Origin of the sequence: Pantoea phytobeneficialis, assembly GCF_009728735.1 — a bacterium.
GTDB lineage: Bacteria > Pseudomonadota > Gammaproteobacteria > Enterobacterales > Enterobacteriaceae > Pantoea > Pantoea phytobeneficialis.
This window is the reverse complement of record NZ_CP024639.1, coordinates 127,096-141,528: the sequence shown is the minus strand read 5'-3', so window position 1 is coordinate 141,528 and position 14,433 is coordinate 127,096. Positions and strand designations below refer to the sequence as shown.

The window sequence follows — 14,433 nt, the reverse complement described above, 5'->3', positions numbered from 1 at the left end:
CAAAATGCCAGTTAACAAAACCGTTTTTGTTCGCGTTTTTACCCTGTATTACCTAAATAACTCGATCAAATAACGTGCATTAGCACCATTTTAGTGCACCAGCATGGATCGCAACATAATTTTTATCCTGGATATGTAAAACAGGAGGGATTGAAGTCATTCCAGAGATGCATTACATCTAATGCACAATTTACTTATTCCGCTACGCCATTCATTACACATTTTAAGGAGAGAATAATGAAAGATGCCACGCTTGCCATTCATGCCGGATTTCAGTGCGACCCCGTCACAAAAAGTGTCGCGGTTCCTATTTATCAAAACGTGGCTTATGAATTTGACAGTGCACAGCATGCCGCCGATCTGTTTAATCTGGAAGTACCGGGTAACATTTACAGCCGCATAATGAACCCGACAAATGATGTGCTGGAGAAACGAATGGCAGCCCTCGAGGGAGGGATTGCCGCTTTGGTATTATCTTCAGGGAGTGCCGCTATTACCGCTGCAATATTGGCGCTCGCTCGCTCAGGGGACAACATCGTTGCAACACCGCAATTGTACGGCGGTACCTATACGCTTTTAGCCCATATGTTACCGGGGCTGGGGATAAAGGTGACTTTTGCCGAGAATGACACACCCGAGGCAATTGAAAAGGCGATCGACCAAAATACTAAAATCGTTTTCTGTGAAAGTATTGGTAATCCAGCGGGTAACATTATCGACATTGCCGGTCTGGCAGAGGTTGCGCATCGGCACCACATCCCATTGATGGTGGATAACACCGTCGCCTCACCCGTTTTATGCAAGCCTATCCAACATGGTGCAGACATCGTGGTCCACTCATTGACCAAATATGTTGGAGGACATGGTAACTCACTGGGTGGCGTCATCGTCGATGCGGGAAAATTTCCCTGGCATTTGCATCCGGAAAAATTCGCTTGCCTCACCTCACCTGAACCTGCTTATCATGGTGTTGTTTACACAGAAACTTTTGGTGATGCGGCCTTTATCGCCAGAGCGCGCACGGTTCCCCTCAGAAATACAGGCGCGGCATTATCTCCAATGAATGCATTTCTTATCCTCCAGGGCCTGGAGACGCTAACTTTACGTATGAAGGCGCATGTAGAAAACACCCTCAAGGTCGCTGAATTTCTTCAAAACCATCCCGCCGTTTCATGGGTCAATTATGCGGGATTGCCCGGTCATCGCCATCACGAGCTCGCGATTAAGTATATGCAGGGCCGCCCGTCAGGCATATTGTCCTTTGGGTTAAAAGGGGGATTTGCCGCAGGAGAGGCATTTTATGATGCACTCAACCTGTTTAAGCGCCTGGTAAACATTGGTGATGCACGTTCACTCGCCTGTCATCCGGCATCGACAACCCACCGGCAACTGAACGACGCCGAGTTGCTCGCTGCGGGTGTTTCACCGGAAATGATCCGTCTGTCTGTCGGAATAGAAGATATTGAAGATATCCTGAATGACCTGATTCAGGCTTTGGAACACACCGCTTAAGGCATACAAGCCCAGTTATCAATACCAGGAAAAGACATGTCGCTTTCTGAACTTGCCAGAGACCTTAAATTATCCAAATCAACAGTGTCACGGGCACTCAACGGCTACAGCGATGTGGCTTATGATACGCGACAGCGCGTCATGCAACGGGCGATTGAACTGGGCTACATACCGAATCCCGTAGCAAGAAGACTTAAGGGCGGACGAACAAACATGATTGGCGTGGTTCTCCCCCCTCCGCTGATGAATGGCATGTTGGTGGAGCCTTTCTATTCTTCAATGCTCGGCACACTGGTGTTTGAACTCCAGGCCGCCGGGCTGAAGCTGCTGATCACCAATCAATATAGCAACGAAAGTGATGAGGATGTCCGCAGCTATCAGGATATGGTGCAGCAGAATTTGGTTGATGCCATTCTGATCCTGAGAACCCGCGTTAATGATCCGCGCGTCGAGTATGCGCAAAATAACAACCTGTCATTTATCACGTTTGGCCGGACACAGTCACAGCAACCCTATGCATGGGTCGATGTCGATCACTTCGATGCCTTTTATCAGGCCACTGCCCGACAGATTGCCCGCGGCCATAAGCACATTGCCTTTATAAATACCTCCACTGAGTTCAATTATGCCCGGTTGCGGCATGAAGGATACCGGCAATGTTTGCAGGATCATCAGCTTATCTATCGTAACGAATGGCAGATGATGGGAGGACTGACCGAAATGGACGGGTATGTACTTGCCAGTCGTTTGTTGAAAGTTCAGCCACGGCCCACGGCAATTGTCTGTGCCACAGATGATATTGCGATTGGGGCGATGGCTGCCTGTCGTCTCATGGGTTTACAGCCGGGAAAAGACATCTCCCTGATTGGTTACGGTAATACGCCGGGGGCGACTTATGCCAGCCCGCCCCTTACCACGATGGATCCCTTTCCTAAAGAGAATGGTAAACAGTTGGGGATGTTTTTTAGCCGCCATCTGTATCAGCGAAGTGAGTCAGAATTTCACCACTTACAAAAAGCGATGCTGATCATTCGGGAATCAGATTAAATTTTCCATTTTGGTCGTAGTCGCGTGTAAGTTCAGCCATCATCCGCTGCTCTTTTCGGCCAATAACGACGAACTCACACCCTTCTGAGTTAACGTGAGTTCGTCACGATGTTGATGATGACTACGAATGAAGTGACTCAATCACTCTCAAACCCGCCACGCGATTAGATAAACGCCCGATCCCGCTGATTTCAACTTCGATAGTGTCACCCTCCTGCATAAATAACGGTGGGGTTCTTTTTTTACCCACACCGCCGGGTGACCCGGTAATAATCACATCCCCTGGGTTGAGCGGGCTGAAGCGGGAAATATAAGCAATCAGCTCCGCAACCGAACGGACCATGTTTTGCGTGGAATCATGCTGTACCCGTTGCCCGTTCAACCAGGTGTTGATGGATAGCGTCTGCGGATTTTCAATCTCATCGCGGGTGACCATCCAGGGGCCAAATGCGCCGGTTCTCTGCCAGTTTTTACCTGACGTAAACCAGGTGTACTGCATATCCCGCACAGAACCATCCATAAAACAGCTATAACCTGCCACATATTGCAGCGCGTTATCGCAGCTTACGTTACTGGCGTGCTTACCAATAATCACCGCCAGCTCACCTTCATAATCAAATTCATTACTGCTTTCCGGTTTGCACAGCTCCGCGCTGTGCGCCGTTAGCGAATCAGGGAAACGGACAAACAACGTCGGCGCATCAATGGTTTGTTCAAACTCGATACGTTTATCCTGATAGTTCATCCCCACGCAGAATATTTTATCCGGATTGTCGATCACGGGCAGAAAGGTGATTTCGTCCAGTGAGAACGTCGGAAATTGCTCACCCACCGGGAGAATATCGCTTAAAAAATCACTCATTAGCGCTGACTTTAAATCCGGGTAATGACCGCCTAAATCAACCACTTGATCATTTTGATGATATCCCCACGTTCGTTTTCCGGTGTTGGGATGAATAAAACTCAGTAGTTTCATATAAACCCTCAGCCATCAGGCTATTTAATGAATTTGACCTGTTGGTTAATCTCTTCAATCACCGGTAGCTTGCGCTGATTATAAACCTGCTTATTCCCTTCAATCAGGTTGTTACCTTCGGTATCGATAGAGATGATTAACGGGCCAAACTCTTTAACCCGGCATACCCACAATGTCTCCGGCATTCCTAAATCCCGCCACTGGGCATCCTCAATTTCTTCTACGCAGGTTGCGGCTAATACCGCGCAACCACCGGGAAAGATGGCGTGTACCGCTTTATGCTGACGGCAACCTTCTTCGGTATTTGGCCCCATACCGCCTTTGCCAACAATCAGCTTCACCCCGGTTCGTTCGATAAACTCTTTTTCGAATTTCTCCATGCGCATGCTGGTCGTCGGTCCAATCGAGATCATCTGGAACTGGTTATCCCCCTGCTCGACGACGATTGGGCCAGCATGGAAAATAGCCAGACCACGCAAATCCACCGGAAGTTCACGACCCAATTCAATCAGGCGGCGGTGCGCCACGTCACGGCACGTCACCAGGGTTCCGGTCAGATAAACCACTTCACCCGGTTTCAGCGCCAGTAAGTCTTCATCTTTAATCGGTGTTGTCAGGATTTTTTTCACAGTACCGCCCCCTTGTGAGACAGAATTTCATACGACAAATCAGCAGAGAAACGGATAGCTCCACGGCGGTGCGCCCAGCAGCCGGTAGACACCGCCACCCCGATGGTGGAGGGATGGCGCGCCGACGATTCAATATTGACGCCCATCACCGAAGCATTGCCGCCCAAGCCCTGCGGCCCCAGTCCCACCTGATTGAGGCCCGATTCGAGGAGTTCCTCCATTTTCGCCGCATCCGCATTGGGATGGCGTGAATCGACCGGGCGCAGGATGGCCTTTTTCGACAACCGTGCCGCCGTCTCAACCGAGGTGGATACCCCGACTCCCACCAGTAACGGCGGGCAGGCGTTGACGCCATAGGAGGTGATCACATCGAACACAAACTGGTTAACGCCTTCATAGCCCTGACCTGGCATCAGCACCTTAGCCGCGCCAGGTAACGAGCAGCCACCACCGGCCATATACACTTCAATGGTGCAACCGTCGTCATCGGGAATGATCTCCCAGTCCAGCCAGGGCACACGCGAGCCGGTATTGGTGCCGGTGTTCTTCTCGACAAAAGTTTCCACCGCGTTGTGGCGTAAAGGCGCCTTGCGTGTGGCTTCCAGCGTGGCATTGCGCAGCACGTCTTCAAGTTCGCCGAGGTAAGGGAAACGTGCACCCGCCGTAATGAAGTACTGGATCACGCCGGTGTCCTGGCAGGAGGGGCGATCCAGTTCATCGGCGCGTTTCTGGTTTTCAAACATCGAGTCATAAACAGCGCAGGCTAATGGGGCAGTCTCCTGCTCGCGCAGCGCTTCCAGTTTTTTCATCACGTCCGTTGGCAGACGTTTACCGACGTAGCCCGTAAATCGGGTCATTATGTCCGTCAGGTTTTCAACAGCAGTTAATGTGCTCACAAGGGTTCTCCAGCATTAAATCAGGCAAGGGAATTGTTCACCGCTTCCCGTTTGCGGTTAATTTGAATAGAGAGGGTCAGGATGGCCGACAGCAGTAACATTCCCGCCACGCAATACATCGCCAGAGAGAAGCTGCCGGTGGTTTCTTTTAGCCAGCCAATGATCGCCGGACCGGCAAAACCACCCAGATTGCCGATTGAGTTGATTGCCGCCAGTCCGGCGGCGGCCGCCGGGCCTTTCAGGAACAGCGACGGAATGCTCCACAGGGGAGGCTTGCAGGAAGAGATGCCGACACTGGCCATCACCAGCGCCACCACCGCCAGCGTTAAGCTGTGCACCGAACCGGCCAGAATGAAACCGACGCACGCCAGCAAACAGGCAGACACCACATGCCAGGTACGTTCATGGGTTTTATCGGAGTGTTTTGCCCAGCTGATCATCGCAATTACCGACAGCGCTGCCGGTAACGCATTAATAAAACCGGTTTGCAGGGTGGTCAGGCCAAAGGATTTCAGGAACTGCGGCGACCAGATATTCAGAGAATACAGCCCGGCTGAGGTGCCAAAATAGACGATTGCCAGCGTCAATACGCGGATATCAGAGAGTCCTTTCCACAGGCTGGTTTTTTCACCCGGTGCTTTATTCTTGCCTTCCTGCTCAAGGGTGCTAATTAACCATGCCGTCTCACTCTTATTCAGCCAGCTGTTTTTTTCCGGACGATCATTCAGGTAGAAGAAGGTAAAAATACCGAGGATGACAGCGGCAATGGCGTCCAGCAGAAACATCAACTGCCAACCTTTCAGACCCAGGGCGCCGTGCATGCTGAGGATGGTGGCGGCTAACGGTGAACCTAACATCGCCGAGATAGGCGCTGCCGCCATAAAAAAGGCAATCACTTGAGCACGGCGTTTAATTGGAAACCAGGTACTGAGATAGAGGATGATGCCGGAGAAGAAACCCGCTTCCGCCACCCCCAGCAGAAAACGCAACAGATAGAATCCGCTGGCGCTTTTGACAAACATCATGCAGGCAGCAATCACCCCCCAGCTGATCATAATGCGCGCCAGCCAGATACGTGGGCCAACTTTTTGCAAAATAACATTTGAGGGGACATCGGTAATAAAATAACCCACAAAAAACAGCCCAGCGCCAAGACCAAAAACCGATGAAGAAAATCCTAAATCCTGATTCATGGTTAATGCCGCAAAGCCAATATTTATTCGATCAAAAAAAGCAATAAAATAGGCAAACATAACAAAAGGGACGATGCGCCACGTTATTTTTCGTAACGTGATGCGTTCAATATCATTATTCATATTTTCCAGCCTTTTAAGTATTATCAGGGGTACGTTTTGGACTGATGTTTACATTGCACTGGGAAAACTATAATGAATTAAACTCAGGCAATCATTGCGCCCTGGTTATATAAATAATTCACACAATCCACAGAAAAAACCCACCAGGTCCTTTTGATTGACCTGGATCACTTAATTCAGCTGATAATGATTTATTTTTACAGCGAGACAAACTTAATTACACGATTAAGAAACAATTGACCGAAAAACCAATATACAGAAATGTGATCGAATTCAAATTATTGCCAGGCAGGAGGGGGATGCAAACAGGATGGAATAACAGTGATTCTCATTACTTCAATACTTTTGCAGACGAGCAACACCCCGTCTGCACCCGCAAAACATCACAACTTTCCGGTAAGTTCGCTCTTGTGATCGGTTAATAACTTCAACATATCCCTTAAATATTCATCTTCGTTGCCCTTCTGCCAGGCAATACTCAACGGCAAACCTTTAATATGTTCATTTAATTGCAGGTCGATATAGGCGACATTCTCGCTGTTCATGTTGCGATAGGATGCTGGCACCACCGCCAGGCCAAGACCGGCTGCCACCAGGCTTAAAATGGTCTGTTTTTCTTCAGCAAATTGCGCAATCACCGGCGTGAGTCCCGCCAGTTTGTAGATGCTCATGGTCAGGTCATGGCTATGTGGGCGAGTACGTCTTTCCGGGATAATCATCGCTTCATGTTTGAAATCATCTAATGAAACTTCGTTACGTTCAGCCAGCGGGTGGCTCGCCGGTACTGCCAGGACACAACTTTCGCGCGTAATAAAACGTACGGAAATGGATGCATCAATGATTTGTGGCGCGCGAAAAAAAATCATATCCAGCCAGCCTGATTTTAATTTCGGCAGCAGGTTGATGGTTTTATCTTCAATGATATGAATATCCGTATTAGGGTGCGTCGGAACAAAGCGATTGAGTAACGCCGGGACTAATCCGCGTGCCGCACTGTCAATCGCACCAATCCTTAAGGTGCGACGCTCATCTTTTAACCCACCTTTAAATCGTAGTGCCAGCGCATCAAATTGATCGATGAGTTTGTTAGCTTCGTCAAAAAAAATCGCGCCCTCCGCGGTGAGCGAAACATTACGTGTTGATCGATTTAAAAGTCGGACGCCCAGATCCTCTTCGAGTAATCGAATGAAGCGAGAAAGTGACGCAGGCATCATTTCCATTCTTTGGGCTGCGCGACCGAAATGTAACTCTTTGCCCACGGCGACAAAACAACGCAATTGATTTATATCCACATTTTCCTCGCCAAAGCATTATTCAAATAATTTATATAATCGTACATTAATGATCTGCTAATCCAAAACTGCATACTGAACTTGATTACAAAAAAATAACACACCCCTACACAATCTGGAGCACTTTAATATGAATAATCACCTCGAAAAAAGGGTGATGCGTAAAGTGACGTTGCGCATTGTCCCTTTCATCATGCTGCTCTACTTCATCGCATTTCTCGATCGCGTAAACATTGGTTTTGCCGCATTAACCATGAATCAGGATTTAGGTTTCTCCCCCACCGTATTTGGGCTGGGTGCTGGGATCTTTTTCCTCGGCTATTTTCTCTTCGAAGTCCCATCCAACTTAATACTGCATAAGGTGGGCGCCCGCATCTGGATCGCCCGCGTGATGATCACCTGGGGTCTGGTGTCTGGCTGCATGGCATTTGTCCAGGGCACCACCAGCTTCTACGTGCTGCGCTTTCTGCTCGGTGTCGCGGAAGCAGGTTTCTTCCCCGGCATCATTCTGTATCTCAGTTTCTGGTTCCCGGCGGCGAAACGCGCCCAGGTCACGGCGATCTTTATGGCGGCGGCCCCCCTCTCCACCGCGCTGGGATCACCGATCTCCGCCGCATTGCTCGAGATGCACGGCCTGATGGGCTTCGCCGGTTGGCAGTGGATGTTTGTGCTGGAAGCCATTCCTGCCGTGGTGTTTGGCATCGTGGTGCTGTTCTTCCTGACCGACCGCCCGGCGAAAGCCAAATGGTTGACCGATGAAGAGCGTGAGTGGCTGCAAAATACCATGCAGGCCGAAGAACTGGCGCGTGCAGCAAAACAGAGTCACACCAGCGCCTGGCGCGGGCTGGCTGATAGGCGTGTGTTAGCGCTGGCGCTGGTTTATTTCGGCACCTCGGCTGGCCTCTACACACTTGGGATCTGGTCGCCGCAAATCATCCATAGCTTCGGTGCAACATCGCTGGAAATTGGTTTCCTGAATGCCTTCCCGGCGGTGATTGGCGTTATCGCCATGATTCTGTGGGCGCGCCATTCCGACCGCAAAAACGAACGCAGTTGGCATGTGATTGGTGCCTGCCTGCTCGCGGCGGCCGGGCTGATTTACGCCGGTAATGTCAGCACCCTGCTGACGGTGATTCTCGCACTGACCTTAGTGACGGTCGGCATCAGCGCCTCTAAACCCCCGCTGTGGAGCATGCCAACGCTGTTTCTCAGTGGCCCGGCCGCTGCCGCCGGTATCGCCACCATCAACTCGATTGGCAACCTGGGTGGATTCGTCGGTCCGATGATGATCGGCGTGATCCGCCAACAAACCGGCAGCTACACCTGGGGGCTTTACTTCGTTGCGGGCTTGCTCGCCCTGTCGGCCCTGATTGTTTTGATTCTGTCTGCCCAGGCGAATAAACCGCAGACAGTCGATATTCCACATCCTCATACACATTGATTTAACAGGAGAAATAACATGCGTAACTACTCAATTGCCGCTATCCCTGCGGACGGTATCGGCCCTGAAGTGATCTCTGCCGGTGTTGAGGTGCTCCATGCGCTGGAACGCCAGAATCCACAGCTGAAATTTGATATCGAAACTTTTGACTGGGGTTCGGATTACTACAAAAAACACGGTGTGATGATGCCGGAAGACGGCCTGCAAACGCTGAAGAAATTCGACGCGATCTACTTCGGTGCCGTGGGCGCGCCAGATGTGCCGGATCACATCACGCTGTGGGGCCTGCGCCTGCCGATCTGCCAGGGTTTTGACCAGTACGCTAACGTACGTCCGACCAAAATCCTGCCGGGCGTCACCTCGCCGCTGCGTAATCGCGGTCCTGGCGACCTGGATTGGGTGATCGTGCGTGAAAACTCTGAAGGGGAATACTCCGGGAACGGCGGTCGTGCACACCGTGGCCTGCCTGAAGAGGTTGGTACTGAAGTGGCAATCTTCACCCGTGTGGGTGTAACCCGCATCATGCGTTATGCCTTTAAACTGGCGCAGTCTCGCCCGCGTAAGCTGCTGACCGTGGTCACCAAATCCAACGCCCAACGTCACGGTATGGTGATGTGGGATGAGATCGCCGCAGAAGTGGCACAGGAGTTCCCGGATGTGAAATGGGACAAGATGCTGGTCGATGCCATGACACATCGCATGACCGTGCATCCGCAGAGTCTGGACACCATTGTCGCGACTAACCTGCATGCCGATATCCTCTCCGACCTGGCCGGTGCGCTGGCAGGCAGCCTGGGTGTCGCCCCGACCGCCAATATCGACCCTGAGCATCGTTTCCCGTCGATGTTCGAACCGATCCACGGTTCAGCCTTTGACATCACCGGCAAAGGCATCGCGAACCCGATCGCCACCTTCTGGACGGCGGTGCAAATGCTGGAACATCTCGGCGAACATGATGCCGCCGCGCTGGTGATGGAAGGTATCGAGTATGCCTGCACCAAAGGCATTCTGACGCCGGACGTGGGCGGTACGGCAAAAACTGCGGATGTGACCAAAGCCGTGGTTGAATTTATCACCTCGAAAGCCACCGTAGCTGAGACCGCATAACGATGAGAAATGAACAGGCCGCAGAGATTCTGCAAGATATCTTTCAGCGTGCTGTTGACAGTGCCCGTCCCGGGCCTGTCATTCCCCCGGCACTGCCTGAAAAACCGAAAGGCCGTTGTGTGGTAATTGGCGCGGGTAAAGCCTCTGCCGCGATGGCCGCAGCGGTAGACGCGGCCTGGCCGGATGTGGATGTCAGTGGCGTCGTGGTGACTCGCTATGGTCACGCCGTCCCTGCCGGTCGCATTCGTATTCTGGAAGCGGCCCATCCGGTGTCCGATGCCATGAGCGAAACCGCCGCGATGTTGATCGTGGAGTCGCTGCGTGGACTGACCCCGGATGATCTGGTGCTGGCGTTGATTTCCGGTGGTGGTTCGGCGCTGATGGCACTCCCTGCTCCGGGGCTGACTCTGGCTGATAAGCAGGCGATTACCCGCGCGTTGTTGCACAGCGGGGCCAATATCAGGGAGATGAATCTGGTACGTCGCCATCTGTCAGCGGTTAAAGGGGGCAAACTGGCGCTGCTGGCACAACCGGCACGGCTGGTTTCTCTGATTATCAGCGATGTTCCGGGTGACAACCCAACCGACGTGGCCTCTGGTCCAACGGTTGCCGATAACAGTTCTCCGGGGGATGCGTTGAAAGTGCTGGAACGCTATAGCATTCCCATCGCAGAGCCAGTGCGTTATGTGCTGACTCATCCCCAGCAAGTACCACCGCAGACCGGATATGCTGAAACCAGGCTGATTGCTACCCCGGCATTAGCCCTTGCAGCTGCCGCCGCAGAGGTACGTAAGCTCGGCTTAACTCCGTTGATCCTCGGTGACGCCATCGAAGGAGAGAGCCGCCAGGTTGCTGTCGTGATGGCGGGTATCGCCCGATCGGTGAAACAGTATGGTCATCCCGTTAAAGGGCCAGCGGTGTTGCTGTCAGGGGGCGAAACCACCGTCACGGTGACCAATGGCCGCGCGGGTAAAGGCGGGCGTAATACTGAATTTCTGCTCAGTCTGGCCTGTGTTTTACAGGGGGAAGCCGGTATCTGGGCGATTGCCGGTGATACGGATGGTATCGACGGTACGGAAGATGCAGCCGGTGCCATGATCTCGCCGGACACGCTGACACGCGGGAAGCTGAATGGTCTGAATGCCGCCACGTATCTGGATGGACATGACAGCTACAGTTATTTCCACTCCATTGGCGACCTGGTGATGACCGGCCCCACCCTCACCAACGTGAATGATATTCGCGCCATATTAATTGCCTGACCCTCCTGAACAGCTTTCCCGGACATCCGGGAAAGCTGTTATTTCTGTAATCACCAGCGTGATTTATTAAATATTGTGAGATCAAAAAAAAGCCAATTGTTAACGGCGCTATCTCGGATGCCTGGATAACTAATGAGCTAAAACATTTCACAAGGTTGTGAAGATAAAACAAAGTGTAAATGTACCATGAGGTACATTAAGGTTTTTTCCTATAAATCATATAACAAGGACGAGATGGATTATTTAAATAGTTTATATAAACCAGATAACGTGATCATGTGCTACCAATGCGCCTATGATGCGCCGTTACAAAATGGCAACAGTATTTCTAAGGCTATTTAAATATTAACGTCGATTCGTTAACAGTAATGAAGCGTTGTATTCCCACCAGGCAAGTGAATGATTTTCGCACGATAACGAGAAACTGAAAGCAAATGGCAAATGAACCCTGTCGTATTGGAAGGCGTCCTTTTATTATTGGGTCGCTGATTGGCATCGCCTCACTCGGGATGAAAGGCGGTGTGAGTAGTGTTTTTGCCGCCGTTCCCTCCACTGCGGACGAGCTAAAACAATATCAACCGGTATTTTTCACCGCAGAAGAGTGGCAATTTATGCTGGCCGCCTGTGACCGCCTGATCCCGTCGGACAGAGAAGGTCCGGGGGCATTAGATACCCATGTTCCGGTCTTTATTGATAAGCAGATGCTGACCCCTTATGGCAAGGGTGAAGACTGGTATATGGAAGGTCCGTTCGACAGCCATGCCAGCCTGCTGTTCGGCTATCAGATGCCCTTCCCGTTGCAGGTGCTGTACCGCAAAGGCATTTCACTGACCAATCAATACTCGCGCATCAAATACAATCAAAATTTCTGCGACCTGCCAGCCAGAATGAAAGATGCGGTGTTAACCGATCTGCAAAAGAATGTCGCCGATTTTTCCCAGTTTGGCGAAGCCGACCTGAATGCCGGTTATTTCTTTACCCGACTGCTGGAAAATACCAAAGAAGGCTATCTGGCCGATCCGCAGTACGGCGGGAATAAGAATATGGCGGCATGGAAGATGATTAATTTCCCCGGTGCACGCGCCAGTTTCCCGCAATGGATAAAGATCCATAACGTTAAATATCCCCTTGGCCCGGTCTCTCTCAGCGGCGAGCAAGCCTGATTCTTCCTGGAAAATAAATGAAAAAGATCAATGACGCCGTCGATGTCATCATCGTCGGTTTAGGTTGGGCTGGCTCGATTATGGGTATTGAGCTGGCGCAGGCCGGATTAAAAGTGCGCGCGCTGGAGCGTGGAGAAGACCGCCTGAACAGCGATTATGCTTATCCCAAACCGGCTGATGAACTGGCCTTTACCAAACGCCATAAAATCATGCAAAGCCCGCATGATGCGGCTTTTACCATTCGTCACAACGCCTCAGAAACCGCCTTGCCCATGCGTGAATTGGGTGCCTTCCGTCTGGGCGATGGCGTGGGTGGTGCGGGTCTGCACTGGACCGGGATGATCACCCGTCCAACGCCTGTCGACCTTAAAATGAAAACTTACGCCGACGAACACTTCAAACGAGGTGAACTGGATGAAGAACTGCGTATCGCCGATTTCCCGGTCAGCTGGGAAGAGATCGAGCCGCATATGGATTTCTTCGATAAAGTGTGTGGCTCCTCCGGCGAGACGGGCAACCTGCGAGGCGTGATCCAGCAGGGCGGCGATCCTTTTGAGGGTGCGCGCTCCAACCCCTTCCCCAATAAACCGCTGGAAGATAGCCTTAACGCAACCCTGTTTCGTCAGGCCACCCAGGAGATGGGACTTCACCCGTACTCCATGCCTTCGGCGGCGGTTTCGGTGCCTTATACCAACCCTTATGGTCAGCAGATTGCCCCCTGTAACTACTGCGGCTTTTGTCAGTTCTACTCATGCCTGAATTATTCAAAGGCATCGCCGCAAACTGCCATCCTCGACCGACTGAAGCAGTTTAATAACTTCGACTATAAAACCCGCGCCAACGTGATTCGCGTGGAAAAACATGCCGATGGTAAAACAGCGACGGGTGTGACTTACATTGATGAAAATGGCGACGAGGTGTTCCAGCCCGCCAGCATCGTGATTCTGTCTACCTTTGGCCTGAACAATGTTCGCCTGTTACTCAACTCCTCAATCGGTAAGCCTTACAACCCCATCACGGAAGAAGGTGTGATTGGTCGTAACTACACCCACCAGTATGGCGGTGGATTTACCCTGTTCTTCGATAACCTTGAGTTCAACCCGTTCGCCACGGCAGGACCGACCGGCACCGTCATCAGCGACTACGGCACCGGCAATGTCGAGACGGCCCAGCTTGGTTTTATTGGTGGAGCCAAGATCTACAGTTCACAACCGACCGGTACGCCGATGGCAGCCGCAATAAAGAAAGGCGCGCCATCATGGGGCAGCGGCTGGAAAAAAGCGCTGAAAGAAAGTTATGGCCATTCGATGGGCGTGAAGCTTGAAGGCAGCAATATGGCCACGCGCGGTAACTACCTCGATCTCGACCCGGTATATAAAGATCGTTTTGGTATGCCGCTGCTGCGTGTGACTTACGATTACGTGCAAAACGATCTGCGTATGTTGCAGTACATGAAAGAGAAGATGGAGGCGATTACCAAACACCTCAATCCAACGCAGTACTCGCATAACATTCTGAAGATGGACAGCCATTTCGCCAGCTCGCCGAACTATGTCAACACGCATAACGCCGGTGGCGCGATTATGGGCGATAACCCTCGCACCTCTGCGCTTAACCGTTATCTGCAAAGCTGGGACGTTCACAACCTTTTCGTGATGGGGGCTAATGCCTTCCCGCAAAACTTCTATGCCAACCCCTCGGCGATGGTTGCCGGACTGGCGTACTGGTCAGCAAAAGCGATTCGCGAACAATATCTGAAAAACCCCGGCCCATTGGTGCAGGCATAAGGAGA

Annotated in this window: 12 protein-coding genes; 7 read left to right on the top strand and 5 right to left on the bottom strand. The window is 51.6% G+C overall.

What is annotated here, in order from left to right:
* Positions 1–237: 237 nt before the first annotated feature.
* Both CTZ24_RS24655 and CTZ24_RS24650 read left to right on the top strand, forming a co-directional pair.
* Positions 238–1,512, top strand: a complete 1,275-nt coding sequence (locus tag CTZ24_RS24655) for an O-acetylhomoserine aminocarboxypropyltransferase/cysteine synthase family protein (RefSeq protein WP_208727061.1) — start codon at positions 238–240, stop codon at positions 1,510–1,512.
* A 36-nt stretch (positions 1,513–1,548) separates the two neighbouring features.
* On the top strand, positions 1,549–2,559 hold the full coding sequence (locus tag CTZ24_RS24650) for a substrate-binding domain-containing protein (protein WP_036625976.1): 1,011 nt from the start codon (positions 1,549–1,551) through the stop codon (positions 2,557–2,559).
* 121 nt (positions 2,560–2,680) lie between these two features.
* Here the strand turns inward: CTZ24_RS24650 and CTZ24_RS24645 are convergent, their stop codons facing one another.
* From CTZ24_RS24645 to CTZ24_RS24625, 5 genes are all read right to left on the bottom strand, one after another.
* Positions 2,681–3,535 carry a fumarylacetoacetate hydrolase family protein gene (locus CTZ24_RS24645; protein WP_021183865.1) on the bottom strand — a complete coding sequence of 285 codons (855 nt, stop codon included), beginning with the start codon at positions 3,533–3,535 and terminating at the stop codon, positions 2,681–2,683.
* Positions 3,536–3,555: 20 nt separating this feature from the next.
* Positions 3,556–4,164, bottom strand: coding sequence for a L(+)-tartrate dehydratase subunit beta (gene ttdB, locus CTZ24_RS24640; protein ID WP_021183864.1), 609 nt, complete (start codon positions 4,162–4,164; stop codon positions 3,556–3,558).
* Complete coding sequence (gene ttdA / locus CTZ24_RS24635; RefSeq protein WP_021183863.1) at positions 4,161–5,021, bottom strand: L(+)-tartrate dehydratase subunit alpha; 861 nt, start codon at positions 5,019–5,021, stop codon at positions 4,161–4,163. The genes ttdB and ttdA overlap by 4 nt, the downstream gene beginning before the upstream one ends.
* A 59-nt stretch (positions 5,022–5,080) precedes the next feature.
* Positions 5,081–6,376, bottom strand: coding sequence for an MFS transporter (locus CTZ24_RS24630; RefSeq protein WP_021183862.1), 1,296 nt, complete (start codon positions 6,374–6,376; stop codon positions 5,081–5,083).
* Positions 6,377–6,759: 383 nt separating this feature from the next.
* Positions 6,760–7,668: a LysR family transcriptional regulator gene (locus tag CTZ24_RS24625; protein ID WP_208727060.1), complete on the bottom strand. Its 909-nt coding sequence runs from the start codon at positions 7,666–7,668 to the stop codon at positions 6,760–6,762.
* Positions 7,669–7,798: 130 nt separating this feature from the next.
* On the opposite strand from CTZ24_RS24625, the gene CTZ24_RS24620 reads away from it, so the two are divergent.
* The 5 genes from CTZ24_RS24620 to CTZ24_RS24600 all read left to right on the top strand — a co-directional run bounded on the left by CTZ24_RS24620 (position 7,799) and on the right by CTZ24_RS24600 (position 14,428).
* Positions 7,799–9,109, top strand: coding sequence for an MFS transporter (locus tag CTZ24_RS24620; RefSeq protein ID WP_208727059.1), 1,311 nt, complete (start codon positions 7,799–7,801; stop codon positions 9,107–9,109).
* Positions 9,110–9,127: 18 nt separating this feature from the next.
* Positions 9,128–10,216, top strand: coding sequence for a tartrate dehydrogenase (locus tag CTZ24_RS24615; protein ID WP_021183859.1), 1,089 nt, complete (start codon positions 9,128–9,130; stop codon positions 10,214–10,216).
* Positions 10,217–10,218: 2 nt separating this feature from the next.
* The gene (locus CTZ24_RS24610) at positions 10,219–11,478 is read left to right on the top strand and encodes a glycerate kinase type-2 family protein (RefSeq protein WP_208727058.1); all 1,260 of its coding nucleotides are present in this window, start codon (positions 10,219–10,221) and stop codon (positions 11,476–11,478) included.
* A gap of 434 nt (positions 11,479–11,912) precedes the next feature.
* Positions 11,913–12,641: a gluconate 2-dehydrogenase subunit 3 family protein gene (locus tag CTZ24_RS24605; RefSeq protein WP_021183857.1), complete on the top strand. Its 729-nt coding sequence runs from the start codon at positions 11,913–11,915 to the stop codon at positions 12,639–12,641.
* 17 nt (positions 12,642–12,658) lie between these two features.
* Positions 12,659–14,428 carry a GMC family oxidoreductase gene (locus CTZ24_RS24600; protein WP_208727057.1) on the top strand — a complete coding sequence of 590 codons (1,770 nt, stop codon included), beginning with the start codon at positions 12,659–12,661 and terminating at the stop codon, positions 14,426–14,428.
* The last annotated feature ends 5 nt before the right edge of the window (positions 14,429–14,433 follow it).